This window comes from Pseudomonas syringae, assembly GCF_023278085.1.
GTDB lineage: Bacteria > Pseudomonadota > Gammaproteobacteria > Pseudomonadales > Pseudomonadaceae > Aquipseudomonas > Aquipseudomonas syringae_Q.
This window is the reverse complement of record NZ_CP066265.1, coordinates 997,845-1,021,867: the sequence shown is the minus strand read 5'-3', so window position 1 is coordinate 1,021,867 and position 24,023 is coordinate 997,845. Positions and strand designations below refer to the sequence as shown.

Sequence of the window (24,023 nt, the reverse complement as noted above, 5' to 3'; positions counted from 1 at the left end):
CTTTTCGTGGAGACAGACCGATGAGCCGGGTTGCTGAACAACGTTTTGAAGCGGAGCGTTTTTAACGCTCGATGGCCAGCGCCAGGCCCTGCCCTACGCCAACGCACATGGTCGCCAGACCTCTACGCCCACCGGTCTTTTCCAGATGGTGCAGCGCCGTGAGCACCAGCCGGGCGCCACTCATGCCCAGCGGGTGCCCCAGCGCAATGGCGCCGCCGTTGGGGTTGACCTGCGGCGCATCGTCCGCCAGCCCCAACTCGCGCAACACGGCCAGGCCCTGGCTGGCAAAGGCTTCATTGAGTTCGATAACGTCGAAGTCGGCAACCGCAATGCCCAGCCGCTCGACCAGCTTGCGCACCGCTGGCACCGGGCCGATCCCCATCACTCGAGGCTCGACCGCTGCGCTGGCCATACCCAGTACGCGGGCGCGCGGGGTGAGGCCATGCTTCTTGACCGCCTCGGCCGACGCCAGGATCAGCGCCGCCGCACCGTCGTTAACGCCTGACGCATTGCCAGCAGTCACCGTCTGGTCCGGACCGTTGACCGGTTTGAGTCTGCTCAGGGTCTCCAGACTGGTATCGCCGCGCGGATGCTCGTCCTTGTCGACAACTGTTTCGCCCTTCTTGTGCGCAACCCGCACCGGTACGATCTCTTCCTCGAAAAAGCCCGCAGCCTGGGCAACGGCAGTGCGTTGCTGGCTGCGTAGGGCGAAAGCGTCCTGATCGGCTCGAGAAATCCTGAAGTCAGTCGCGACGTTGTCGCCGGTCTCAGGCATGGAGTCCACGCCGTACAGCGCTTTCATGGCCGGGTTGATAAAGCGCCAGCCGATGGTGGTGTCTTCCAGTTTCATGTTGCGCGAAAACGCAGCATCAGCCTTGCCCATCACAAACGGCGCGCGCGACATGGACTCGACGCCACCGGCAATCGCCAGCTCCATCTCACCACAAGCGATGGCCCGGAACGCAGTGCCGATGGCATCCATTCCGGAAGCACACAGACGATTGAGGGTGACGCCCGGAACATTCTTCGGCAGCCCGGCGAGCAAAGCCGCCATGCGCGCCACGTTACGGTTGTCCTCACCGGCCTGATTGGCGCAGCCGAGGAACACTTCGTCGACCTCCTCCCAATTGACGCCGGGGTTGCGCTCCATCAATGCCTTGATCGGTATGGCGGCCAGATCGTCAGCACGCACCGTGGACAAACCGCCACCGAAACGGCCGATCGGTGTACGAATCGCATCGCAAATAAAGACGTCACGCATCACGCTTCTCCTGCCACCTGGCCATGGGCTGCGGCGGTACGGGCTTCGAGATCCCGCAGTGCCGTCAGCTCGACGTCAGTGGGCTCTTCCGACACCACGACAGTGTCGGCAAAACGGATGTCCCAGCCAGTCGCCGCGATCACCTGCTCGCGGGTCACCCCGGGGTGCAGTGCGGTCACGACGAACTCGTGGGTGCCCGCTTCCGGCTCCATGACACACAGGTCAGTGATAATCCCCACCGGACCTGCGCCCGGCAGGCCCAGACGCTTGCGCGAATCGCCCCCCTCGCCGTGACCGACCGAGGTGATGAAGTCCAGCTTGTTGACGAACGAACGCGCCGACTGCTTGAGAATGATCAATACCGACTTCGCGGAACCGGCGATCTCCGGCGCGCCACCGGCACCCGGCAGACGCACTTTCGGGTGGTGATAATCACCCACCACGGTGGTGTTGATATTGCCGAAGCGGTCCACTTGCGCAGCGCCCAGAAAGCCGACATCGACGCGGCCGCCTTGCAGCCAGTAGCGGAAGATCTCGCTGGTGGAAACAACCGTGTCAGCCGTTTCCGCCAATTCACCGTCGCCAATCGACAGCGGTAAAACGTTGGGCTTGGCGCCAATCGGACCCGATTCGTAAATCAACACAACATCGGGCGAGGATGTCAGGCGTGCCAGATTCGCCGCCTTGGAAGGCAGACCGATGCCGACAAAGCACACCGAGCCATTGCGCAGACGGCGTGCGGCGGCGACAGTCATCATTTCGCTGGTGGAGTACGTCATTATTTGGCCTCCGAAGCGTGAGCCAGCTTGCTCTTGAATTCACTGAAATCTGCTGTGCCATGGATGTACTCATCGATCCACGCCGTGAACGTCTCGCGGTCGCGGGCAATCGGGTCCCAGGCTTGGTAAAACGGGTTGTCCCGCTCGTAATAGCCATGCGCGTAGGAAGGATGCGCGCCGCCAGGCACCAGACACACTGCGCTCAGCGCCCAGGTGGGCAGCACGCAGGCGTTCATCGGCGCCTTGAGGTCATCGACTATTTCTTCCACGGTCACGATGCAGCGTTTGGCGGCCAGCGCAGCTTCTTTCTGCACGCCGAGAATGCCCCACAGCAAAACGTTGCCCTTGCGGTCGGCCTTCTGTGCGTGAATCACCGTCACATCGGGACGAACCGACGGCACGGCGGCCAGCACTTCGCCAGTGAACGGGCAGGTGACGGTCTTGATCAGCGGGTTGACCTTGGGCAAGTCAGAACCGGCATACGCACGCAGCACCGCAAACGGCAGGCCCGAGGCACCGGCCACGTAGGCATTGGCCAGGTCGGCATGGCTGTGCTCTTCGATTTCCATCGCTCGCGGCCATTGCTTTTCGACCGCATCGCGCAGACGGTGCAGGGAGCCGACGCCAGGATTACCGCCCCACGAGAAAATCAGCCGTTTCGCACACCCTGCGCCAATCAGCTGGTCGTAGATGAGATCGGGCGTCATGCGTACCAGCGTCAGGTCCTTTTTACCCTGACGAATGATTTCATGGCCAGCAGCCGTGGGGATCAAATGAGTGAAGCCTTCAAGCGCAACGGTGTCGCCATCGTTGACCAGTTGCTTCACCGCATCGCGTAGAGAAAGAATATCTGCCATGAGGTGCTCCGAACCCAACATCACGTTCAATGATCAGCGCGAAGACCTGCGCCGGAATGAAAATGAGGTTATGCCTGAGCAAGAAGGCAAACAATCCGATAATCGACTAACCGTTCGGTAACCGAACAAATTCACCTGCAACAACACTACACAGAACGTCAGGTAAACAGCTGGGTGCTCAGGTCGCGGCTGGCATCCAGCATGATCGGCAGGAAACGCTGTTCCAGCTCGCTACGCGCCACACGCCCGGCGCTGGTGCTGACATTCAGCGCCGCCAGCACCTGGCCCGACGCATCATAGACCGGTACGGCAATCGAGCGCAGCCCCTGCTCCAGTTCCTGATCGACAATACACCAGCCTTGCTGACGAACCAGTTGCAGACATTCGAGCAAGGCTTCTGGCGTGCGAATGGTCCGGCTGGTCTTGGGCTGCAGATCGACGTGGTCCAGATACTCCTGCAGCGACACATCATCCAGAGCAGCCAGCAGAATGCGCCCCATGGACGTGCAATAGGCAGGCAGTCGACCGCCGACGGAAAGGTCGACCGAGATCAGGCGCTGGGTAGTCGCCGAGCGGGCGATATAAAGAATGTCGTTGCCTTCCAGCGTGGCCATGTTGCACGCCTCGTGCAGTTGATCGCTCATGCGATCCAGATAAGGCTGCGACGAGGTTGCCAGAGGCGTTGACGACAGATAGGCGTGACCAAGGGTCAGGACCTTGGGTAACAAGGAATAAGTGCGTCCGTCAGTGGTCGCATAACCCAGCTTGATCAATGTGTGCAGACAGCGCCGCACTGCCGCACGGGGGATTTCAGTACGGTGGCTGATCTGCGCAATGGTCAGATGCCGTTTGCGCTCCTGAAAGGCATGAATAACGGCCAGCCCGCGCGCCAGCGAGGTCATGAAATCGGGGTCACCGGTCAGCGCCTGGATGCGCTTGGCAGGCGACGCCACGATGGGCGGCGCCAGTGAGGCAAAAGAATTACGCAGTTCATCGTTCATTACCGCACCCTCTGTAACGCGTGTTCAGGCCTTGTAGACCGTGGGTTTCAGATCGATTTCAAGAACTTCTGCGCACCCCGGTCTGTGCGATTATCGAACAGGTGGCCGATAATCGCAATTGACCCCTCGCAAATATACTTATACCTTTACCTCTGCCATGAAGTGACTTCTTGGAAATTACTGGTCAGGTACCCACTGAGAAGTCATAGGCAGCGGCCTTGCTTACCAAGCAAGGCCGTTTTCATTACGACGCGCTGTCCGCTCCCTCACGCCTCTGTCGCGATCACCTTGGCGTTGACAACCAGCCTTGAATATATGGCAACACCTCAACTCGGTACGGATATAGAACACTCTGAATGTCAGAGTGAACGTTTTGTCACGCGTCAGGAAAAGTGTTTTATAAAAGTTCTTTCATATAAACGGCCCACTCAAACTTCGGAACAATCGTACAAAAAAGTCAGATATGTGAACTCATGCAACGCCAGTTGTTGACGTATCACAACATCTTGGAGATAGTACCTCCCAGTTGACAGGCATTACCCCTATGACGATTGTCCGGTGCAAGCCCGCTCTGCTTCGATGATCCCTTCGACGCAAAGCCACTGCGTTGTGTCGTGATGCACTACGTTGCCGATCGCCGGCAAGCCTGCCAGCCCGAGCCCAGTGCTTGAAATCAGAATGCATGTCGCTACGACAGCGATTCCTCTGGTGTACGTAGCCGCAAGCAACAGCAAGATGTTCAGCGCCCCTCTACGCGACCTTCCGGCCAGGTTTCTGCCTGCTTCCGGAATACGAAGAGCAGAATGAACATACTTGCGATGTTTTGCGTTATCACCGGATCCCTTTGACTTGATCAGGTAATACAGTGACTAAAGATGAACTGCGCGCGGAACTTGAGCGCCAGGAGCAACGTTTCAAGGATGTCTACGGCGGAGAGATCACCACCTACGCCGCGCAACCGGAACCGGAACGCAAGCCTTGGCGTAAAAGGGCCAGCCTGCTGGACCAGGCGTTCAAGCAGGAACTGCAGAAAATGGAAGAAGAATTAAAAGAAGAGCCGTGACAGCACAGGTTTGAATACCCACGCAACGTCTGCCTTGATGCATCCGGAATACCTGCATGACTGCCCCATTGAGTGTTCAACGGGGCGGTGCTCATGCGTCTTTTTTTTGGTTTGAGGCGACACCGGCCAGCGACGACAAGTCCTCCTGTATTTTTTCTGTCATAATCGCGCCCCCTTCAGACCCGGTCAGAAAACCTACATGATCGATTTATTCAGCGGGCTTGATGCCTGGGTGCTTGTGAGCCTGTTGCTCGCCCTGGCGTTCGTTCTCACCTTCGAGTTCATCAACGGCTTTCATGACACCGCAAACGCGGTGGCGACAGTCATCTACACCAAAGCCATGCCGCCTCATCTGGCCGTGTTCTTTTCCGGTGTGTTCAACTTTCTCGGTGTGTTGCTGGGCGGTGTGGGCGTTGCCTATGCCATCGTCCATCTGTTACCGGTCGAGCTGTTGATCAACGTCAATACCGGACACGGCCTGGCCATGGTGTTCTCGCTGTTGGCGGCGGCCATCACCTGGAACCTCGGCACCTGGTATTTCGGGATTCCGGCGTCCAGCTCGCACACCCTGATCGGTTCGATTCTGGGCGTCGGTCTGGCCAACGCCCTGATCAACGGCATCCCTCTGGCCGATGGCGTCAACTGGCAGAAGGCGATCGATATCGGCGCCTCGCTGGTGTTCTCGCCGCTTGCAGGTTTCATCGTTGCAGGGCTGGTGCTGATCGGTCTGAAATGGTGGCGGCCGCAGTCGAAGATGCACAAGACGCCGGATCAACGTCGCAAGCTTGACGACAAGAAGCATCCGCCGTTCTGGAACCGTCTGGTGCTGGTCATCTCCGCCATGGCAGTCAGTTTCGTACACGGCTCCAACGACGGTCAGAAAGGTATCGGCCTGATCATGCTGGTGCTCATCGGTATCGTACCGAGCCAGTTCGTGCTGGACCTGACCAGCACCACGTACCAGATCGAGCGAACCCGCGACGCCACGCTGCATCTGAGCCAGTTCTATCAGCGCAACAGCAGCACGCTGGGCGAATACCTGGCGATGGGCAAGGCTGAAAAAGGCGATTTGCCGTCCAGCTCTGCCTGCAACCCGAAACAGACCGAGCCGACCATCGACGCACTGCTCGACCGCCTGAAAGGTGTGTCCGACTACCATGCGTTGCCGTCCGAAAGCCGCATCGAAGTGCGCCGCTATCTGCTGTGCCTGGATGACACTGCACGCAAGGTCGGCAAATTGCCGGACCTGGGCGCGCGTGAAAAATCCGATCTGGAGAAGCTGCGCAAGGACCTGACCGCCACCACTGAATACGCGCCTTTCTGGGTGATTCTGGCGGTCGCACTGGCGCTGGGCATTGGCACCATGGTGGGCTGGAAACGCGTCGTGCTGACCATCGGCGAGAAGATCGGCAAGCAGGGCATGACTTACGCCCAAGGCATGTCGGCACAGATCACGACGGCTTGCGCCATCGGCCTGGCCAACGTGTTCAGCCTGCCGGTTTCCACCACCCATATTCTGTCATCGGGTGTTGCCGGAACCATGGTCGCCAACAAGAGCGGCCTGCAAGGCGGAACGGTTCGAACCATTCTGCTGGCCTGGGTACTGACCCTGCCCGCCACTGTCGCGTTGTCCGCCGCCCTGTTCTGGCTGGCTTCGAAGGCACTGTCCTGATTTGAGCGTCCTCAGGCGGTGCGCACTGCGCATCGCCTGAGCGCTTCTATAGCGTCACGTGTGCCGCTGCTGCGCGACGGCGAACCTATCAAGCCCCTCCCCTATTCACGCCCCGGCCAACTAACGGCCTTAGGCATGACGCTCCTGCCCACTCGTCCGTTCTACTCAAAGGTCGACTTGTTTGCGCTCAGGCATCTTCCCGTCGCGTGGACGGCTGTTCGGTCGATTGCTGCAACTGGCGCCACAGCTCTGCAGCGCCGTCGAAATCGGCACCGTTTTCCGGGGTCAGCGCAGCGGGGTCGTAGCGGCTCAGGCAGCCTTCGCCGAGGGTGGCAGGCGGTGTCGAAACAGCTTTGTCGAGAGGGTCGGTCATCAGGCTGGCACCTTGCACGTTACGCCATAACCAACGGGGAAATGGCAGGCGCACGACAGGCGCGCCTGCATCAGAGATTAGTCGAACACCACCGTCTTGTTGTCATGCACCAGAACACGGTCTTCCAGATGTGCGCGCAGACCACGGGCAAGTACCATTTTTTCTACATCACGACCAAAACGCACCATGTTTTCGATACTGTCGCGATGGCTGACGCGCACCACATCCTGCTCGATGATCGGACCGGCATCCAGCTCTTCGGTCACATAGTGGCAGGTCGCACCAATCAGTTTGACGCCGCGCAGCGATGCCTGATGGTAGGGCTTGGCGCCCACAAATGACGGCAGGAAGCTGTGGTGAATATTGATGACCTGATGGGCATATTCACGGCACAACTGTGGCGGCAGAATTTGCATGTAACGCGCCAGCACCACGACGTCCGCCTGATGATGCCCAACCAGACGCGATACCTCGGCAAACGCGGGCTCCTTGTCTTTGGGGTCCACCGGAACATGGTAGTAAGGGATGTCATGCCACTCGACCATGCTGCGCAGGTCCTGGTGGTTTGAAATCACACAGGCGATGTCGCAATCGAGTTCATCCGTGTGCCAGCGATGCAGCAAGTCCGCCAGGCAGTGCGATTCACGGCTGGCCATGAGCACGACGCGCTTCTTCTGCGCCGAATCAGTGATGCGCCAGTCCATCGAAAACTCTTCGGCAATCGGCGTGAAGGCCTCACGGAACCCGTCCAGATCAAAAGGCAGGGTGTCGGCACGAATCTCGTGACGCATGAAAAACCAGCCGCTGAGGTTGTCCGAGTGATGACTCGCTTCGGTGATCCAGCCGTTATGGGCGGCCAGAAAGTTACTGACTTTGGCAACGATGCCGACACGGTCCGGGCAAGCAATCACCAGACGAAAAGTGCGCATTGGGGGAAACTCCAGAACTTCGCAAAGCCGCCATTCTAGCGGCTGCGCAGGAAAACTGCAGTATCTCTGTTGCCTGAATGCGGACCTCGAAAAGCAGGGCCCCGGCGCAAAAGATTGCACCGTGCCAGTATCTGCTTTTAGCAAGCCCGATGCTAAACAAGGCCTATATTAAGAAGGGTTTTATGCGAGGTTCTTTTCAAGAGCCTGCCCCCCCGCTTCTAGTTCAGGCGTCTGTAGGACGTGTGTATATTTCTAAATAATTCAAATAAAACTTTTATTTAATGTTTACTTGCTCATTTACAGTGACTATTATTACCGCACTGTATCCCTGCACCCCTCACAACATAAGGTCCCCTCATGTCCCTGATCAACGAATACCGTGCCACAGAAGAAGCCATCAAAGAACTGCAAGCCCGTTTGAAAAACCTGTCGCAAGACGACAAACTGCAAACCGAGCTGGAATTCGAAGGCAAACTGCGTACGCTGATGGGCGAGTATCAGAAATCGCTGCGTGACATCATTGCTTTGCTGGACCCGGACGCCAAGGTTAACAAGGCCCCACGTGGCGGCGCAGTTAAACCTGCCGGCACCAAGCGCGCTCGCAAGGTCAAGCAATACAAGAACCCGCACAACGGTGAAGTCATCGAAACCAAAGGTGGCAACCACAAGACGCTGAAAGAGTGGAAAGCCAAGTGGGGCAGCGATGACGTAGAAAGCTGGGCCACTCTGCTGGGCTAAGCTGCACACGGTCGCTATTTATCGCGATTGAAAAACGCCAGCTTGCTGGCGTTTTTTATTACCCGCTATTTAGAGCTGCAAACGCGCACTCAACAGCTGGGCGTAATCCTGCCATTGACGTAACACATCCAATTGCTCTGGTGTGGCACTAGGCGACCGCTCAATCAGCGCTGTCGTAAAATCCTGCAGGGTGTTGGGCGCGCCCCACTCCGGGCTGCGTAGCCGGTCCTGACAGAAGCGCTGCCAACGCTGCTGCTCTTCACGGCTCAGGGTGTCCTGAAAGTTACGCGCGCGATAGCGAAATAACAATTCAGGCAAACGCGCATCGTCGAATGGCCAGGCGTCACGCGCCAACTGCCCGGGGTCAGCAAGTCGTACTTGCTCGCAAAGCCGACGATCACGATCATTAATAAACCCATCATATAACTGCTGTTCGGGATCTTCACTTGCCGTGAAGTCGTCCTTGCCGTACAGGGCTAACACGTTGTCCTGCCAAACTTCGCGGTTTTCACTCAGGTGCGCAGCACGCGATTGATAAGCTGTCATATCCAGCTGCAGACGTTCTTGATCTTCGCTGCGCAGCACGCCCATGGGTGCAATCACCGGGCATCGGTTTATATGAAGTAATTTGAGCGGTACGGGCAATTCGCCTTCGTTCAACGCCTCATGCCGGGTATATAAGCGCTGCTTAAGTGTCGCCGCGTCCTCGTCCAACAAAGGCGAGTGATCCAGATGCAGGTCGCAGACGATCAGCGCATTGCGATTATGCGGATGCCAGGCCAGCGGTAACACCACGCCCAGGTAATGGCGCGCTGCAGAAAAACGTCCGGAGATATGCACCATGGGCTGCATCAGACGAATCTGATCCTGAACTTTCTGTTTACTGCGCAGCGCAAATAGATAGTCATAAAGCTTTGGCTGTTTCTCACGAATCAACCGGGCCAGCGCTATCGTTGCACGCACATCGGACAACGCGTCGTGCGCCTGCCCGTGATCGATGCCGTTGGCAGCCGTGAGGCGCTCCAGTTTAAGTGTTACCCGTCCATCCTGTTCGGGCCAGACAATTCCATCGGGGCGCAAGGCATAAGCCGCCCGCACCACATCGATCAGATCCCAGCGACTGTTGCCGCCCTGCCACTCGCGCGCATAAGGGTCGAAAAAGTTGCGATAAAGGCTGTAACGGGTAACTTCGTCATCAAAACGCAGCGTGTTGTAACCCGCACCACAGGTGCCCGGCGCAGACAGTTCGGCGTGTACCCGGGTCATGAAGTCCGCTTCACACAAGCCCTTTTCCGCCAGCGTGGCCGGAGTGATTCCGGTAATCACGCACGCAGCGGGGTGCGGCAGGATGTCATCACTGGGCTGACAATACAGATTGACCGGAGGCGCGATTTCATTGAGTTCGGCGTCGGTACGGATGCCGGCCATCTGCAACGCACGATCATTGCGCGGATTGATGCCGGTGGTTTCGTAGTCATACCAAAAAATGCTGGAAGTCACGGGCTGATCCTGAACAAAAGACCCGCCAAGTGTAGGGGGTCAAAGACGTCGTTGGCTAATCGGGTAAAGTCCCGCGTCCCGCGAAATCTTTTCTTACAGCTCGCGTACTGAATTGGCTGGTTGCTTAGCACTGCGCTGGTGGCTAGCATCAGTACTCGGTCTCAAGGTGCGCCCTTCGATAATGTCACCCTCTCCAGCTTTGCCAAGGAATGCAGTGAACAGACCGCTGGACACTCGCATCGAGATCGAAACCCCGGAAGGTATCGACATGCTTCTTCGGCCTGCCGGCCTGGTTTCCCGCGCGCTGGCTTTCACTATCGACCTCGCCATTCGGGCGGGCGTCATCGGCCTGCTTTTCATGCTGCTGCAGCTATTCGACAAGCTCGGAATGGGCCTCGCGGCCATCGCCATCTTTCTGGTCAACTGGTGGTACATGGTGCTGTTCGAAGTACTCAATCAAGGCCGCACGCCGGGCAAGCGAATGCTCGGGCTGCGGGTCGTGCATGACGACGGCACACCCATCGACTGGTCTTCTTCGGTGATACGCAACCTGCTGCGTTTCGTCGATATGCTGCCGCTGGGGTACAGCCTTGGAGCGATCACCTGCCTTAATCATCCGCTGTTCAAACGCCTGGGCGACCTGGCCGCCGGCACGCTGGTAATTTACAGCGACCGGCCTGCCCTGCGCCCTGTCGTGCCACACGCCGAGCCGGTGATTGTGCCGTTCGCCCTGCGGCTGGATGAACAGCGCGCACTGTTGAGTCTGGCTGAACGACAGGGCGAACTGTCCGGCGCCCGCACGCAGGAGCTGGCTGCAATTCTGGCCGAGCCGTTGCACATCCCGGCCGACAAGGCGGTGAGGCATGTGAACGGCATCGCCCGCAGCCTGCTGGGGCCGACATGAAGCAAAGCCAGTTCGAAACCCGCCATGAACAGGAATGGCAACGCTTCGGTCAACGTCTGGATGCGCTGGAGCGCGGCAAAGCCGATGCCGCTGCCAGCGAGACTTTCCCCGGCGACTACCGCCGCATTTGCCAGCATCTGGCCTTGGCTCAGGAACGTGGCTACAGCAGCCACCTCATCGACCCGCTCCACCAGTTGGCCATGCGCGGCCATCAACAGCTCTATCGCCATCGCAGCGCATCGGGCGCCCGCTTATTAGGCTTTATTCTGGCGGGTTTCCCCAGGCTGGTCCGCGCCGAATGGCGTTTCGTGCTGGTCGCCAGTCTGCTGTTTTTCGTCAGCCTGATTGGCATGGGCCTGCTGGTCTATGGCTTTCCAGAGCTGATCTACAGCGTCGTCAGCCCGGAACAGCTCAGCGAGATGCAAAGCATGTATGACCCGTCCGCCAGCCGGATCGGGCAAGCCGCCGAACGCGCATCCGACGCCGACTGGATGATGTTCGGCTACTACATCATGAACAACATCGGCATCGCCTTTCAAACCTACGCCAGCGGTTTGCTGTTCGGCCTGGGCAGCCTGTTCTTCCTGCTGTTCAATGGCCTGATGATCGGCGCGGTCGCGGGGCATCTGACCGACATCGGCTACGGTCAGACCTTCTGGTCGTTCGTGATCGGCCACGGCGCTTTCGAACTGACCGCCATCGCGCTGGCCGGGGCTGCCGGGCTCAAACTGGGTTGGGCGCTGCTGGCCCCAGGCAGACTGACGCGCGGCGCAGCCTTGCGCGTTGCGGCCAAAACCAGCGTGCAGCTGATCGGCGGTGTGATTCTGTTTCTGCTGATTGCGGCGTTCATCGAAGCCTATTGGTCATCGATGACCTGGCCTGGCCCTGTAATCAAGTACCTGGTGGGTGCCCTTTTATGGGGGCTGGTGGCCGCCTATCTGACCTTAGCCGGACGGATAACCCATGCGCCTGACTGAATCGAGCGTCGCCATCCGTCCTCGTTCTCCCTGGGAAGCCATTGATCTTGGCGTGCTGCTGGCCGGACAGCATCGCGGCTTGCTGATGGGCAGTTGGGCTATCGTGACGCTGCCGTTTTTTTGCCTGCTCAGCCTGCTGCTCTGGGACTATCCCTCGGCGGTCATTTTTCTGTTCTGGTGGCTGAAGCCCGCCTTCGAACGCCTGCCATTGCTCATCCTGTCCCAGTCACTGTTTGGCGCACCACCGACCCTCAGGCAAGCCCTGAAAGCCTGGCCGGCCACCCTGAAAAATCAGCTGTTGCCCAGTCTGCTATGGCGACGCTTGAGCCTGAGCCGCAGCTTTCAGTTACCGGTGCAGCAACTCGAACATCTGTCAGGCACCGAACGCGCCATACGTGTTGGTCTGCTCAGTCAAAAAGACCTGCGCGCCGCCCGGATGCTCACGGTCGTAGGCGCACACCTGGAATACTCGCTCTGGATCGGCCTGCTGATTCTGCTGTATGCCCTGATCCCTCAGCAGGTACAGGTCGACTGGCACTGGCTGAGCGTGCTCGATCTTGAAAGCCAGCGAGTGTGGATCGATCACCTGACCAATCTGTTTTATGTGCTGGCGCTGGTCCTCTGGGAGCCAGTCTATGTCGCCTGCGGCTTCACCCTTTATCTCAACCGCCGCACCGTTCTTGAAGCGTGGGATATCGAACTGGTGTTCAGACGCTTGCGCCAGCGGCTGATCGGCAGCGCTTATGTGCTATTGATCGGCGTCGGGCTGGCCCTGTCGACCGCGCCGGCACCGGCATGGGCAGAGCAGCAAGAATACAGCTGTCCATTGCCCGACAGCAGCGAGGTGCCAGCGAATCAGTCTCTGGCTGCGCCCGACACGCCACGCCTGACTCGCCAGACGCTGACCAGCGAGGCTTCCCGAAACAAGATAAACGCGGTGCTAGAACAGCCACCGTTCAAGAACCTCAAGACCGAAACCGGCTGGCGCTTCCCGGAAAAACAGGCAGGCAAACCGAGCGGTCGGGAACATCATGATCAGGGCTGGCTGATCAAATGGCTCGACAGGCTGCTGCTGGCGACCCACGGCATCGCCCGTTTTGTCGAAGTGCTGCTATGGGCTGCTGCGCTGGGCCTGACCGCATTGCTGATCTGGCGTTACCGGCAATGGGTAGCGGTTTTTGTCAGCCGTGGTACGGGCAGGAAAAAAGCTGCAAAAGCGAGCCCCGAGCAGCTTTTCGGTCTACAGGTGAGCGCCGAAAGCCTCCCGGACGATGTCGCCAGCCATGCCGAACAGCTCTGGGCCAGCCAGCCGCGTGAAGCCTTGGGCTTGCTGTACCGCGCACTCCTCAGCCGCTTGCTGACCGACTACCGGCTGCCCTTGAAAAACGCCGACACTGAAGGGCAGGTTCTGGAGCGCATAGCGTCGCTGGATCAGCCGTTATTGAGCGAATTCAGCCACACCCTGACCCGTCACTGGCAAGCACTCGCCTATGGCCACCGCCTGCCACCTGCCCACATGCAGCAGGAACTCTGTGATGGCTGGCGGCGACTGTTCAATTCGGCGGCGAAATCATGAGCCGCCGCAACGGAGCAGTGATTGGCATATTGATCGGCTTGTTGATCGTCGCGTTGCTGACAGCCGCAGGGATTTACCTGAGCAGCCATCTGGAGCGCTACGAGAAAACGGTCGATCAGGGACCGTCACCCGAGGCAAAGGCCAACCCCTGGCTGGCAGCCGAGCAGTTCCTGCAAGGTCTCTCAGTGCCGGTCAACAGCACCGACACGCTGGTGCAACTTCCCGATCCACGTCAGGGCACACAGACGCTTTTGCTGTTCAATGACCGAACGAACATGACGCCCGCTCAAACCGAGCGCCTGCTGAGCTGGGCCGAATCGGGTGGGCACTTGCTGTTCGTCGCGGAAAAACTCTGGGATGAAAAAAAGGGCCGCAGCGGCGACCTGCTGCTGGACAGGTTACAGATTCATCAATACCTGACCCGCGACATCAACGCACAGGAACGGCAACTGGACGATGCGCAGCCCATGCCGCCCATCCCCCTGATGAAACCCGCCCCGCCGCACAAAAAAGTGCCTTGGCCCAAGCTGACCCGCTTGTATCTGGAGAACGAAAGCGCACCGGCCTACATGAGTTTCGAGCCGGCTTTTCATCTGGAGGACCCGGAAGACAATGCCCAGTCGTGGGCCAACAGCGGCGACGCCACGCACCTCATGCAGATCAGCCGTGGCGACGGCATGATCACGGTGATCACCGACGCCGACCTGTGGAAAGCCCATTCGATCGGCAATTACGACAATGCCTGGCTGCTCTGGTACCTGACGCAAGGCAGCGAAGTGACCATGGTGCTGCAAACCGAACACGACAATCTGCCGAGCCTGCTGCTGCGTAACTTCCCCCAGGCCCTGTTGGCATTGGCGTTACTGATTGCCTTCGGTCTGTGGCATGTCGGACTGCGCGAAGGCCCGCTGCAGAAACCTGCCTCCCTGGCGCGCCGCCAGTTGACCGAGCACCTGCGCGCCAGCGCCGAGTTTCTGCGCAGACGCACCGGCCAGCAGACCCTGATCAAAAGCCTGCAACAGGATGTACTGCGCCGCGCCCGCCAGGTTCATCCCGGTTTCGAGCAACTGGTGGTCGCCGAACAATGGCAGGTGCTGTCGCGCCTGACCCGCCAACCCACCAGCGCCATCAGCGACGCCCTGCGCCCACGACCGGCGCAACGCCTCTCACACAGCGAATTCACCCGTCAGGTGGCCCACCTGCAAACCCTCAGGAATGCCTTATGAGCGATCAAACGCCCGAACACACCGGCAGCGCCGAGCCTGTTGTCGAGCCCGTCACCGAACCGGTCAGCCCGACGAGCAATGCAAGCACCCAGGCGCAGCAACGCCAGCGCGCCAGCCAGCTGGCTCAGGCGTTGCGCACTGAACTGCAAAAAGCCGTGATCGGGCAGAACGCCGTCATCGAAGACGTGCTGACCGCGCTGATCGGCGGCGGGCATGTTCTGCTCGAAGGCGTACCGGGGCTGGGCAAGACGCTGCTGGTCCGGGCGCTGGCCAGTTGCATCGGTTGCGAGTTCGCGCGCATCCAGTTCACGCCGGACCTGATGCCCAGCGATGTCACCGGGCACGCCGTGTACGACATGCAGACCGAGCAGTTCAAACTGCGTAAAGGGCCGCTGTTTACCAACCTGCTGCTGGCCGACGAAATCAACCGGGCCCCGGCCAAGACGCAGGCCGCCCTGCTTGAAGCCATGCAAGAGCGGCAGGTCACCCTTGAAGGACGGGCCCTGCCGATTCCGCAACCGTTCATGGTGCTGGCGACCCAGAACCCCATCGAGCAGGAAGGCACCTATCCCCTGCCTGAAGCCGAACTGGATCGCTTCATGCTCAAGCTGCGCATGGACTATCCCGAAGCCAGGGAAGAGCTGGACATGGTGCGTCAGGTGACTCGCTCGTCGCGCGCCGACATGCTCGATGTAAAACCGCTCAGGGTCATCATGCAGGCCCGTGAAGTTCAGGCCCTGCAGCGCATCGCCAGCGAACTGCCCCTTGACGAACAGGTTCTGGACTACGCAGTAAGGCTGGCCCGCAGCACGCGTACCTGGCCCGGCCTGAGCCAGGGCGCAGGACCGCGAGCGTCGATTGCACTGGTTCGGGGTGGACGGGCGCGTGCCGTGCTGCGCGGCGGCGAGTTTGTGACGCCGGATGATATCAAAGGCTGCGCGCTGGCCGTGCTGCGGCACCGGGTACGCCTGTCGCCAGAACTGGACATCGAAGGGCTGTCGGTGGATCAGGTGCTCAGGCAGATCCTCGATCAGGTTCCGGCGCCGCGACTGTGAAGCAGATGCTCAGGCCGACTGTCGCGCTGCTCCGCTGGCTAGGGGCGCTGACGTGCGGCGCATTGCTGCTCGGGACGCTGCATGCGCTGGGTATCGACTATCCGGCGCAGCTCGACCGCCTGTATTGGGGGGCATTGCTGGTGTTGGCGATTGCCAGCCTGCTCGACGCATTCTGGCTGGTTCGCCAGGCCTCGCCGCAGGTACAGCGTCATCTTCCGGGAAGCCTGGCGCTGGATCGCTGGAACGAGGCCCGGCTCGATCTTGAACATCACGGTTCCCGACCGTTGACGCTGCGCGTTTTCGACCATCTACCCCATGGCCTTGAAGGCGAAAACCTGCCGCAATCCATCACGCTGCCAGCAGGCGAAAAAGGCCAGCTCGGCTACCGGCTGCGACCGTCAAGCCGGGGCCACTTCATCTTCGAGCAGTGTGAAATCAGCCTGCCGGGCCGTTTGCGATTGTGGACAACCCGGCGCTATCTGGCCTTGCACAGCAGCACCCGCGTCTACCCGGACTTTGCACGCCTTTACGGCGGGCAGCTGCTGGCGGTGGATAACTGGATAAGCCAGCTGGGTGTGCGTCAGTTGCAACGGCGCGGGCTGGGTATGGAATTCAACCAGTTGCGCGAATTTCGTGAAGGCGACAGCCTGCGCCAGATCGACTGGAAAGCCACAGCGCGTCAGCGCACCCCGATAGCCCGCGAATATCAGGACGAGCGCGACCAGCAAATTGTCTTCATGCTCGATTGCGGACGCCGCATGCGCAGTCAGGACGGTGACCTTTCGCATTTCGATCACGCCCTCAATGCCTGTCTGCTGCTGAGTTATGTCGCATTGCGTCAGGGCGACTCGGTAGGGCTGGCGACATTTGCCGGCGACGAGGACCGCTACCTGTCGCCTGTCAAAGGGCCGGGGCACCTCAACCTGCTGCTGAACACGGTCTATGACCTGCAGACCACACGGCGTCCGGCCGACTATAGTGCAGCCGTTCGCCAGTTGATGATCCGGCATAAAAGACGATCACTGATCGTGCTGGTGACCAACCTGCGCGACGAAGACGACGAAGAGCTTTTGGCGGCAGTCAGGCAACTGAGTCGACAGCATCGCGTGCTGGTCGCCAGTCTGAGGGAGGAAGTGCTGGACAGCCTGCGCCATTCACCGGTGCAAACCTATGATCAGGCGCTGGAGTACTGTGGGACGATGAGTTTTCTCAATGCCCGGGCAGCACTTCATGACCGGATGAGCGCCCAAGGCGTAACGATCATGGATGCGCGCCCGAAAGAACTTGGGCCGCAGCTGATTACTCGTTACCTGAGCTGGAAAAAGGCAGGCACGCTATGAGGCAGAACCTTTGCCTTTTTGTGTGCGCATACGTGATTGGCAAGATCCGCACACGTCAGGCAGAAGCCTCATAGGACGGGTAGAACGAGAAGTAACGTCGCAACATCTGTACATAGCCAAGGTACCTGGTCGAAACCTGCGACAACTCGAAGCCGGAGTCGTAGCCACCGGGCGTTTCGTCCTCGTGACACCAGAGGCACAAGGCGTTCACATCGATGACCTCGGCGCCGTTTGCAAAAGGCATTCTCAAGACCAGATCGAACCGTGCGCCCACGAGTACGGGCATGTGGCTGATGAGCATGAGCCCGTCTTCGGAAACATTACCCAGGTAACCTACAGGCTTGCCTGTATGGAAGTTGAAAACCTGAAGATAGTCATGCAGTTGGTGCCGTTCTATTCTGCGCTCTTTATACATGGCAGGCCGCCTTCGGAAACCACTGGGCGTGGTTACGTAAAACTGCATGCTCGCCACAGCTACCCAGTACGTCGAGCTGCAGAGAGTCCTTGAAGCAGAGCTTTACTGCTCATCTGTCCTTTAAACCGACAGACTAGCCCAGTTTTATCCGAAATCCACCCGGTTGCGATATTTTTACACCCAAATGGATGCAATTATTTTGCAACGGGAGTGCGTGGGGCAGGCATCACTCTGACCGGCTGGGCCGGAGGGTAATGACCCAGTTGCGCCAGCGTGTCGAGCCTCGCCCGTGCGCGGTAAGCATATTCACTTTGCGGGTACTGCGTCAGAAGAAATTGATAGGTCTGCGCCGCATCTACGTACAATTTCTGACGTTCCAGGCATTGCCCGCGCAGCATCGAGACCTCTGGCTGCACATAGCGACGCTCACGGCTCTGGCGTTCGACCTTGGACAGATCGAGCATCACGCGATCGCAATCGCCTTCCTGATAAGCGCGGTAGGCATGATCCAGGTTGGAGTTCATTGCCCAGCGATTGCACCCGCTGAGCGCAATCAGTAATACAACAATCGTTACAATACGCATGGGAGTCTCCTGTTCTCTGCGCTTTATCGGCTCGACAGCCAGTTTCTTCAGGCAAATCGAGCACCAATCGTCAGCCAGGTGCCCTGCTCGCCCCCGGCGCGGCGGTGCAAAGGAACAATGACTAAACACCCAGAGAGGAGTAGCCTCTCGCTGCGCTTCAATCAAGGAGTTTGTGCATGACCGTTCGCCGCACCAAAATCGTCGCCACACTTGGCCCTGCCAGCAATTCGCCGGAAATCATCGAGCAGCTGATCCTTTCGGGTCTCGACGTTGCCCGCCTGAATTTCTCCCACGGTACCCCGGATGAGCATAAGGCTCGCGCTAAACTGATCCGTGAAATTGCCGCCAGACACGGGCGCTTCGTCGCTCTGCTGGGCGACTTGCAAGGTCCTAAAATCCGTATTGCGAAGTTCACCGATAAACGAATCGAGCTGAAGGTCGGTGACAAGTTCACCTTCTCCACCGCTCATCCGCTGACCAGTGGCAACCAGCAAATCGTGGGTATCGACTACCCGGATCTGGTCAAGGATTGCGGCGTAGGCGACGAGCTGTTGCTCGACGACGGTCGCGTGGTCATGCGCGTCGACACTCAGACCGCGCACGAACTGCACTGCACCGTGCTAATCGGCGGTCCGCTCTCCGACCACAAAGGCATCAACCGTCGCGGCGGCGGCCTTACGGCTCCGGCGCTGACCGAGAAAGACAAGCAGGACATCAAGCTCGCTGCCGAAATGGACCTGGACTACCTGGCTGTTTCCTTCCCGCGCGATGCCGCTGATATGGAATACGCCCGCCAGTTGCGTGACGAATCCGGTGGCACAGCCTGGCTGGTTGCCAAGATCGAACGTGCTGAAGCGGTCGCCAATGACGAAGTGCTCGATGCCCTGATCCGCGCCAGTGACGCCGTCATGGTTGCGCGTGGTGACCTGGGTGTTGAAATCGGCGACGCCGAACTGGTGGGTGTTCAGAAACGCATCATTCTGCACGCACGTCGCCACAACAAGGCGGTGATCGTGGCAACGCAGATGATGGAGTCGATGATCTCCAGCCCGATGCCGACCCGTGCCGAAGTGTCCGACGTGGCCAACGCCGTGCTCGACTACACCGACGCCGTCATGCTCTCGGCAGAAAGCGCCGCAGGTTCTTACCCGGTCGAAGCCGTGCAGGCAATGGCACGTATCTGCGTCGGCGCTGAAAAGCACCCGACCGGCAAAACCTCCAGCCACCGTATCGGCCACTCGTTCACCCGTTGTGACGAAAGCATCGCACTGGCCGCCATGTACACCGCCAACCACTTCCCTGGCGTGAAGGCGATCATTGCGCTGACCGAAAGCGGCTACACCCCGCTGATCATGTCGCGCATTCGCTCCTCGGTACCGATCTACGCGTTCTCCCCGCACCGTGGCACTCAGGCGCGCGCGGCGATGTTCCGTGGCGTCTACACCGTGCCGTTCGACCCGGGAGCCCTGCCGCCAGGTCAGGTCAGCCAGGCTGCGGTCGACGAGCTGCTCAAGCGCGGGCTGGTCGAGCAAGGCGACTGGGTCATCCTGACCAAGGGTGACAGCTACCACACCATCGGCGGCACCAACGGCATGAAGATCCTGCACGTTGGCGACCCATTGGTCTGATAGCAGCACGCTGCAAACAAAGGCCCCGGCTCTCACGAGTCGGGGCCTTTTGCATGGTGTCATGCCTGGCGGAATGTGACGCAGAGCGTCGCGCAAGGCGTTCCCGCGCTGGAGCGTGCGGAACGAGAGCGGTAACTGACGAGCCTCTTACTCCCGCGCCACAAACACATCGGCCAATAACTGATTACGCGGCAGCCCTGCCAGGTACAACCGCTTGGCAAACATCTCTACGCTATCAGCGCTGCCGCATACCAGTGCCATGGCCCGCCGGGACAGCAGGCGCAGGTCGGCCAGTGTTGTCTGTAGCGTCTGCGCGGTGATGAGCTGTACTGACAGGTGCGGGTAAAGCGCCGTCAGTGCCTGCAGCTCCGCCGCCAGATAGTGCTCCTGACTGTCGCGGGCCAGATGGATCAGTCGGATCGAGCCCTGATGCTCCTGACGCAACGCTTCACGCAATACGCCCCACAACGGCCCGAGCCCTGAGCCGGACGCCAGCAACAGCAAGGGGTTTTCCTGCCAGTCCGAGTCGTAACGCAGCGCTCCGCCACGCAGCTCGCCCAGCCTCAGTTCATCACCCACACGCAGGTGTCGGGCAACGTCACAGAATGCGCCGGGATACCGGCAATCGATATGGAATTCCAGAAACGGCTCTTCCCCCGGCAGACTCGCGAGTGAATAAGGCCGTGCCACACCGCTATCAGTCCACAGCACCTGGTGCTGTCCAGCGCTATAGCGCAATGGGCGCAAAGGCTCCAGACGCAAACGCAGCAGCGTCGGACTGAGCCAGTCGCAGCCGGTCACCCTGGCCGGAAGGCCATCGCGTTGCGGGTCGAACACCTCGACAGCCAAATCTTCAGTCACGCGGCACTGGCAGGCAAGACGCCAGCCCTGCCGGCGCTTTTCCGCAGGCAGCACGCCGGGCAACGCATCGGCAGGTTCACCCTGAACACAGCGCACCAGGCACGCATGGCAACTGCCCGCACGACAACTGAACGGCACCGCCACACCCGCATCGTTCAGGGCGTCGAGCAGATTATCGGCCGCTGCCACCGTCCAGCTACGTTCACCAACACGCAATTGAGGCATCAAACCGCCTTATGCAGAAAATAACCGCGATTGTACAGACTGGTCTGTCGGGCGGGTTATACTGCCGCGCCTTTTTGCGCCCGCTACGGCTAACCTGACAGCTCTGGTTCACGCCGCAGTTCCAGACTGCCGCCGATAGCGTAATTGAATGTTCCCGTCCTTACAGAGGAGCGCGCCGCATGACCGTGATCAAGCAAGACGACCTGATTCAGAGCGTTGCAGACGCCCTGCAGTTCATTTCCTATTACCACCCCGTGGATTTCATCCAGGCCATGCACGAGGCGTATCTGCGTGAAGAGTCGCCTGCCGCGCGTGACTCCATCGCCCAGATCCTGATCAACTCGCGCATGTGCGCGACCGGTCATCGCCCGATCTGTCAGGACACCGGCATCGTCACCGTTTTCGTGCGCGTCGGTATGGACGTACGCTGGGACGGCGCCACCATGGGCCTGGACGACATGATCAACGAAGGCGTGCGTCGCGCCTACAACCTGCCTGAAAACGTGCTGCGCGCGTCGATCCTCGCCGATCCGGCGGGCGCTCGCAAAAACACCAAGGACAACACCCCGGCCGTCATTCATTACTCCATCGTCCCGGGTAACACCGTGGAAGTGGACGTCGCGGCGAAAGGCGGCGGCTCGGAAAACAAATCGAAGATGGCGATGCTCAACCCGTCCGACTCGATCGTCGACTGGGTACTGAAAACCGTACCGACCATGGGCGCCGGCTGGTGCCCTCCCGGCATGCTCGGTATCGGCATCGGCGGCACGGCTGAAAAAGCCGCGGTCATGGCCAAGGAAGTGTTGATGGAGTCCATCGACATTCATGAGCTGAAAGCCCGCGGCCCGCAGAGCCGTATCGAAGAGATGCGTCTGGAGCTGTTCGAGAAGGTCAACCAGTTGGGCATCGGTGCTCAGGGCCTGGGCGGTCTGACCACCGTGCTCGACGTCAAGATCATGGATTACCCGACCCACGCCGCTTCGCTGCCGGTGTGCATGATCCCCAACTGCGCCGCCACCCGTCACGCGCACTTCGTGCTCGACGGCAGCGGCCCTGCGTCGCTGGAGGCCCCATCGCTGGACGCCTACCCGGAAATCGTCTGGGAAGCCGGCCCATCGGCCCGCCGCGTCAACCTCGATACGCTGACCCCGGAAGAAGTACAAAGCTGGAAGCCGGGCGAAACCGTTTTGCTCAACGGCAAGATGCTCACCGGCCGCGACGCAGCGCACAAGCGCATGGTCGAAATGCTCAACAGGGGCGAAAGCCTGCCGGTGGACCTCAAGGGTCGCTTCATCTACTACGTCGGCCCGGTTGATCCGGTACGCGAAGAAGTCGTCGGCCCGGCAGGCCCGACCACGGCGACGCGGATGGACAAGTTCACCCGTCAGATCCTCGACCAGACCGGCCTGCTGGGCATGATCGGCAAATCCGAACGCGGCCCGACCGCCATCGAAGCGATCCGTGATCACAAGGCTGTGTACCTGATGGCCGTCGGTGGCGCTGCCTATCTGGTGGCTCAGGCGATCAAGAAATCCCGCGTCGTGGCGTTCGCCGAGCTGGGCATGGAAGCGATCTACGAGTTCGAGGTCAAGGACATGCCCGTGACCGTCGCAGTGGACAGCAACGGCGAATCCGTCCATATCACCGGCCCGCAGATCTGGCAGAAAAAGATCAGCGACAGTCTGGCGGTGGAAGTGCAGTAAGCAGCAATGTCAGCAAGCCCGGCCAACAAGCCGGGCTTGCTGCATTAGCTTCTCAGTGCCGCGCACCGCGCCAAGCCAAGCAGCCCGTAATCAGGCAGAAAGCGCGAGCCCGCCGTGTCGTCATGACGGACGAGCTGATTGCAGCCATTATGCTCGGCAGCGTCCGCTGCACCATAAGCCAGACGCTCGACGACCCGTCACCGCTACAGGACGTCCCGACCAGGTTGGCAGGAGCATCGACTTCGTTTTCAGAGCGGCTGAACAGACGTGGATCACGAAAGACAACCGGTCGCCCGGCCCAGTCATGGCGCTGATGGGTCACCAAGGCTGTAGCAGACTGCCCTGCCACATTTCGATAGAACTGCACGCTACGCACGGCCAGCGCGCGCGGGTCGATAATATCGAGTAATGGTGTGTGGTTGTGCAAGACCGAGTTCATCGCTTTCGTCCCTGAAAGTTTTATAACAGTCACATTAGCTATAGCACGCCAACCACACTCGTCACATAAGCGTTACGCGAAAACACCAAAACTCATTATGAAGACTTGGGTTATCGCAAACCGTTATAAACAGCCACCACAAAGTAACTAACTGTTTTCACTGAATATATTTCTGACGCATCTGTGTGACTGTCATTTATAACAGCTAGACATCGACGACCTTTCGGACAAGTCTCGAACCGTAAACAATGGAGTGCGGAACATGACGGAACGACCCTTTTCCCTGCTGAACAATCTGGCTAAAAAAGAAGCGGCCACACCAGAACGAAAAGGTGGCAAGTTATCTTTTTCCAGCGCACTGAAAACGCTGAACATACGTTCCGTGTTCGATATCGTACGGCGCTCCAAAACCGCGTTTGTTCGTGAACTCTCGCCCATCAGTGACGCCGATGCCGCGCTAGCCTATGAAAACGCTCGACCCCAGCAGCTTGAAGGCAGCGCAGAGGAAGCGGCCCGAATCAACCTCGACGACCGACGGCCCGATCTGAAAGACCTGTTGATCGATCAACAAAGCACCTTCACGCCAATCCCTACGCTGCACTTCATCAATCAGGTGTTGAGTACAGCCATCAATGCGTATGTGGACACCGTGCCGACAAATAAAGGCAAGAGCCTTTATCAATTGGAGTCCGAGAAACAGTTTCCGCCTCAGTTCCCTTACAACGTTCACTTTCAACAAATCAGCCTTGGGCTTGCAGGTAAAAAACCGAAGTTAGGCGAACTGAGTTATCGCGTCAGCCTTGAAGTTCCGGCCACTTCAAGCTCAACCGCTGCTTACGGGAAAGTGCAGCACTCCAGCGCTAATGCGCAGTTGCTGATGGCCATAGGCAGTCGTTAACGATAAGGAAGGATCAGTC

Annotated in this window: 22 protein-coding genes; 12 read left to right on the top strand and 10 right to left on the bottom strand. The window is 59.4% G+C overall.

The features are described 5' to 3' along the window. Window positions 1-61: 61 nt before the first annotated feature. The 4 genes from pcaF to pcaR form a co-directional block, all read right to left on the bottom strand. A complete protein-coding gene (gene pcaF, locus I9H07_RS04670; protein WP_236425384.1) occupies window positions 62-1,261 on the bottom strand; it encodes a 3-oxoadipyl-CoA thiolase in 1,200 nt (399 codons plus the stop codon). Continuing rightward, window positions 1,261-2,043 carry a CoA-transferase subunit beta gene (locus tag I9H07_RS04665; protein WP_236425386.1) on the bottom strand — a complete coding sequence of 261 codons (783 nt, stop codon included), beginning with the start codon at window positions 2,041-2,043 and terminating at the stop codon, window positions 1,261-1,263. The genes pcaF and I9H07_RS04665 overlap by 1 nt, the downstream gene beginning before the upstream one ends. Then, window positions 2,040-2,897 (bottom strand): CoA transferase subunit A, encoded by an 858-nt coding sequence (locus tag I9H07_RS04660; RefSeq protein WP_024673852.1) that lies wholly within the window; start codon window positions 2,895-2,897, stop codon window positions 2,040-2,042. The genes I9H07_RS04665 and I9H07_RS04660 overlap by 4 nt, the downstream gene beginning before the upstream one ends. A 158-nt stretch (window positions 2,898-3,055) precedes the next feature. Continuing rightward, complete coding sequence (pcaR, locus tag I9H07_RS04655) at window positions 3,056-3,898, bottom strand: pca regulon transcriptional regulator PcaR (RefSeq protein WP_007248858.1); 843 nt, start codon at window positions 3,896-3,898, stop codon at window positions 3,056-3,058. A gap of 865 nt (window positions 3,899-4,763) precedes the next feature. Here pcaR and I9H07_RS04650 point away from each other — a divergent pair. Beyond that, window positions 4,764-4,961 carry a hypothetical protein gene (locus tag I9H07_RS04650; RefSeq protein WP_007248860.1) on the top strand — a complete coding sequence of 66 codons (198 nt, stop codon included), beginning with the start codon at window positions 4,764-4,766 and terminating at the stop codon, window positions 4,959-4,961. A 199-nt stretch (window positions 4,962-5,160) separates the two neighbouring features. Then, on the top strand, window positions 5,161-6,633 hold the full coding sequence (locus I9H07_RS04645) for an inorganic phosphate transporter (protein ID WP_024673853.1): 1,473 nt from the start codon (window positions 5,161-5,163) through the stop codon (window positions 6,631-6,633). Between the two features lie 187 nt (window positions 6,634-6,820). Here I9H07_RS04645 and I9H07_RS04640 read toward each other — a convergent pair whose 3' ends face one another. Both I9H07_RS04640 and purU read right to left on the bottom strand, forming a co-directional pair. Beyond that, entirely contained in the window at window positions 6,821-7,006 is a 186-nt protein-coding gene (locus I9H07_RS04640) for a hypothetical protein (RefSeq protein WP_236425383.1), read from the bottom strand. Window positions 7,007-7,083: 77 nt separating this feature from the next. After that, a complete protein-coding gene (gene purU, locus I9H07_RS04635; RefSeq protein ID WP_024673855.1) occupies window positions 7,084-7,935 on the bottom strand; it encodes a formyltetrahydrofolate deformylase in 852 nt (283 codons plus the stop codon). 357 nt (window positions 7,936-8,292) lie between these two features. Between purU and mvaT the strand changes: the two genes are divergently transcribed. Next, entirely contained in the window at window positions 8,293-8,673 is a 381-nt protein-coding gene (mvaT, locus tag I9H07_RS04630) for a histone-like nucleoid-structuring protein MvaT (protein WP_002554971.1), read from the top strand. A gap of 69 nt (window positions 8,674-8,742) precedes the next feature. Here mvaT and sbcB read toward each other — a convergent pair whose 3' ends face one another. Then, window positions 8,743-10,173, bottom strand: a complete 1,431-nt coding sequence (gene sbcB / locus I9H07_RS04625) for an exodeoxyribonuclease I (RefSeq protein WP_236425382.1) — start codon at window positions 10,171-10,173, stop codon at window positions 8,743-8,745. A 181-nt stretch (window positions 10,174-10,354) separates the two neighbouring features. Between sbcB and I9H07_RS04620 the strand changes: the two genes are divergently transcribed. The 6 genes from I9H07_RS04620 to I9H07_RS04595 are packed head-to-tail and all read left to right on the top strand — an operon-like array spanning window position 10,355 to window position 17,251. Continuing rightward, a complete protein-coding gene (locus I9H07_RS04620; RefSeq protein WP_058824424.1) occupies window positions 10,355-11,077 on the top strand; it encodes an RDD family protein in 723 nt (240 codons plus the stop codon). Beyond that, window positions 11,074-12,054, top strand: coding sequence for a stage II sporulation protein M (locus tag I9H07_RS04615; RefSeq protein WP_024673865.1), 981 nt, complete (start codon window positions 11,074-11,076; stop codon window positions 12,052-12,054). The genes I9H07_RS04620 and I9H07_RS04615 overlap by 4 nt, the downstream gene beginning before the upstream one ends. Further along, complete coding sequence (locus tag I9H07_RS04610; RefSeq protein ID WP_058824425.1) at window positions 12,041-13,630, top strand: DUF4129 domain-containing protein; 1,590 nt, start codon at window positions 12,041-12,043, stop codon at window positions 13,628-13,630. The genes I9H07_RS04615 and I9H07_RS04610 overlap by 14 nt, the downstream gene beginning before the upstream one ends. Next, the gene (locus I9H07_RS04605) at window positions 13,627-14,856 is read left to right on the top strand and encodes a DUF4350 domain-containing protein (protein ID WP_024673859.1); all 1,230 of its coding nucleotides are present in this window, start codon (window positions 13,627-13,629) and stop codon (window positions 14,854-14,856) included. The genes I9H07_RS04610 and I9H07_RS04605 overlap by 4 nt, the downstream gene beginning before the upstream one ends. Next, complete coding sequence (locus I9H07_RS04600; RefSeq protein WP_236425719.1) at window positions 14,853-15,911, top strand: AAA family ATPase; 1,059 nt, start codon at window positions 14,853-14,855, stop codon at window positions 15,909-15,911. Before I9H07_RS04605 ends, I9H07_RS04600 begins: the two co-directional genes overlap by 4 nt. Beyond that, on the top strand, window positions 15,908-17,251 hold the full coding sequence (locus I9H07_RS04595; RefSeq protein ID WP_236425718.1) for a DUF58 domain-containing protein: 1,344 nt from the start codon (window positions 15,908-15,910) through the stop codon (window positions 17,249-17,251). Before I9H07_RS04600 ends, I9H07_RS04595 begins: the two co-directional genes overlap by 4 nt. A 55-nt stretch (window positions 17,252-17,306) precedes the next feature. Here the strand turns inward: I9H07_RS04595 and I9H07_RS04590 are convergent, their stop codons facing one another. Both I9H07_RS04590 and I9H07_RS04585 read right to left on the bottom strand, forming a co-directional pair. Further along, the gene (locus I9H07_RS04590; protein WP_236425717.1) at window positions 17,307-17,666 is read right to left on the bottom strand and encodes a PilZ domain-containing protein; all 360 of its coding nucleotides are present in this window, start codon (window positions 17,664-17,666) and stop codon (window positions 17,307-17,309) included. 194 nt (window positions 17,667-17,860) lie between these two features. Further along, complete coding sequence (locus I9H07_RS04585) at window positions 17,861-18,250, bottom strand: tetratricopeptide repeat protein (protein WP_236425716.1); 390 nt, start codon at window positions 18,248-18,250, stop codon at window positions 17,861-17,863. A 176-nt stretch (window positions 18,251-18,426) separates the two neighbouring features. Between I9H07_RS04585 and pyk the strand changes: the two genes are divergently transcribed. After that, a complete protein-coding gene (gene pyk, locus I9H07_RS04580; RefSeq protein ID WP_236425715.1) occupies window positions 18,427-19,878 on the top strand; it encodes a pyruvate kinase in 1,452 nt (483 codons plus the stop codon). Window positions 19,879-20,025: 147 nt separating this feature from the next. On the opposite strand, the gene I9H07_RS04575 is transcribed toward pyk, so the two are convergent. After that, window positions 20,026-20,964 carry an iron-sulfur-binding ferredoxin reductase gene (locus I9H07_RS04575; RefSeq protein ID WP_058824427.1) on the bottom strand — a complete coding sequence of 313 codons (939 nt, stop codon included), beginning with the start codon at window positions 20,962-20,964 and terminating at the stop codon, window positions 20,026-20,028. Between the two features lie 179 nt (window positions 20,965-21,143). Between I9H07_RS04575 and I9H07_RS04570 the strand changes: the two genes are divergently transcribed. Beyond that, window positions 21,144-22,667 carry a fumarate hydratase gene (locus tag I9H07_RS04570; RefSeq protein WP_024672485.1) on the top strand — a complete coding sequence of 508 codons (1,524 nt, stop codon included), beginning with the start codon at window positions 21,144-21,146 and terminating at the stop codon, window positions 22,665-22,667. A gap of 701 nt (window positions 22,668-23,368) precedes the next feature. Next, entirely contained in the window at window positions 23,369-24,004 is a 636-nt protein-coding gene (locus tag I9H07_RS04565) for a Tc toxin subunit A (protein WP_236424704.1), read from the top strand. Window positions 24,005-24,023: the final 19 nt, after the last annotated feature.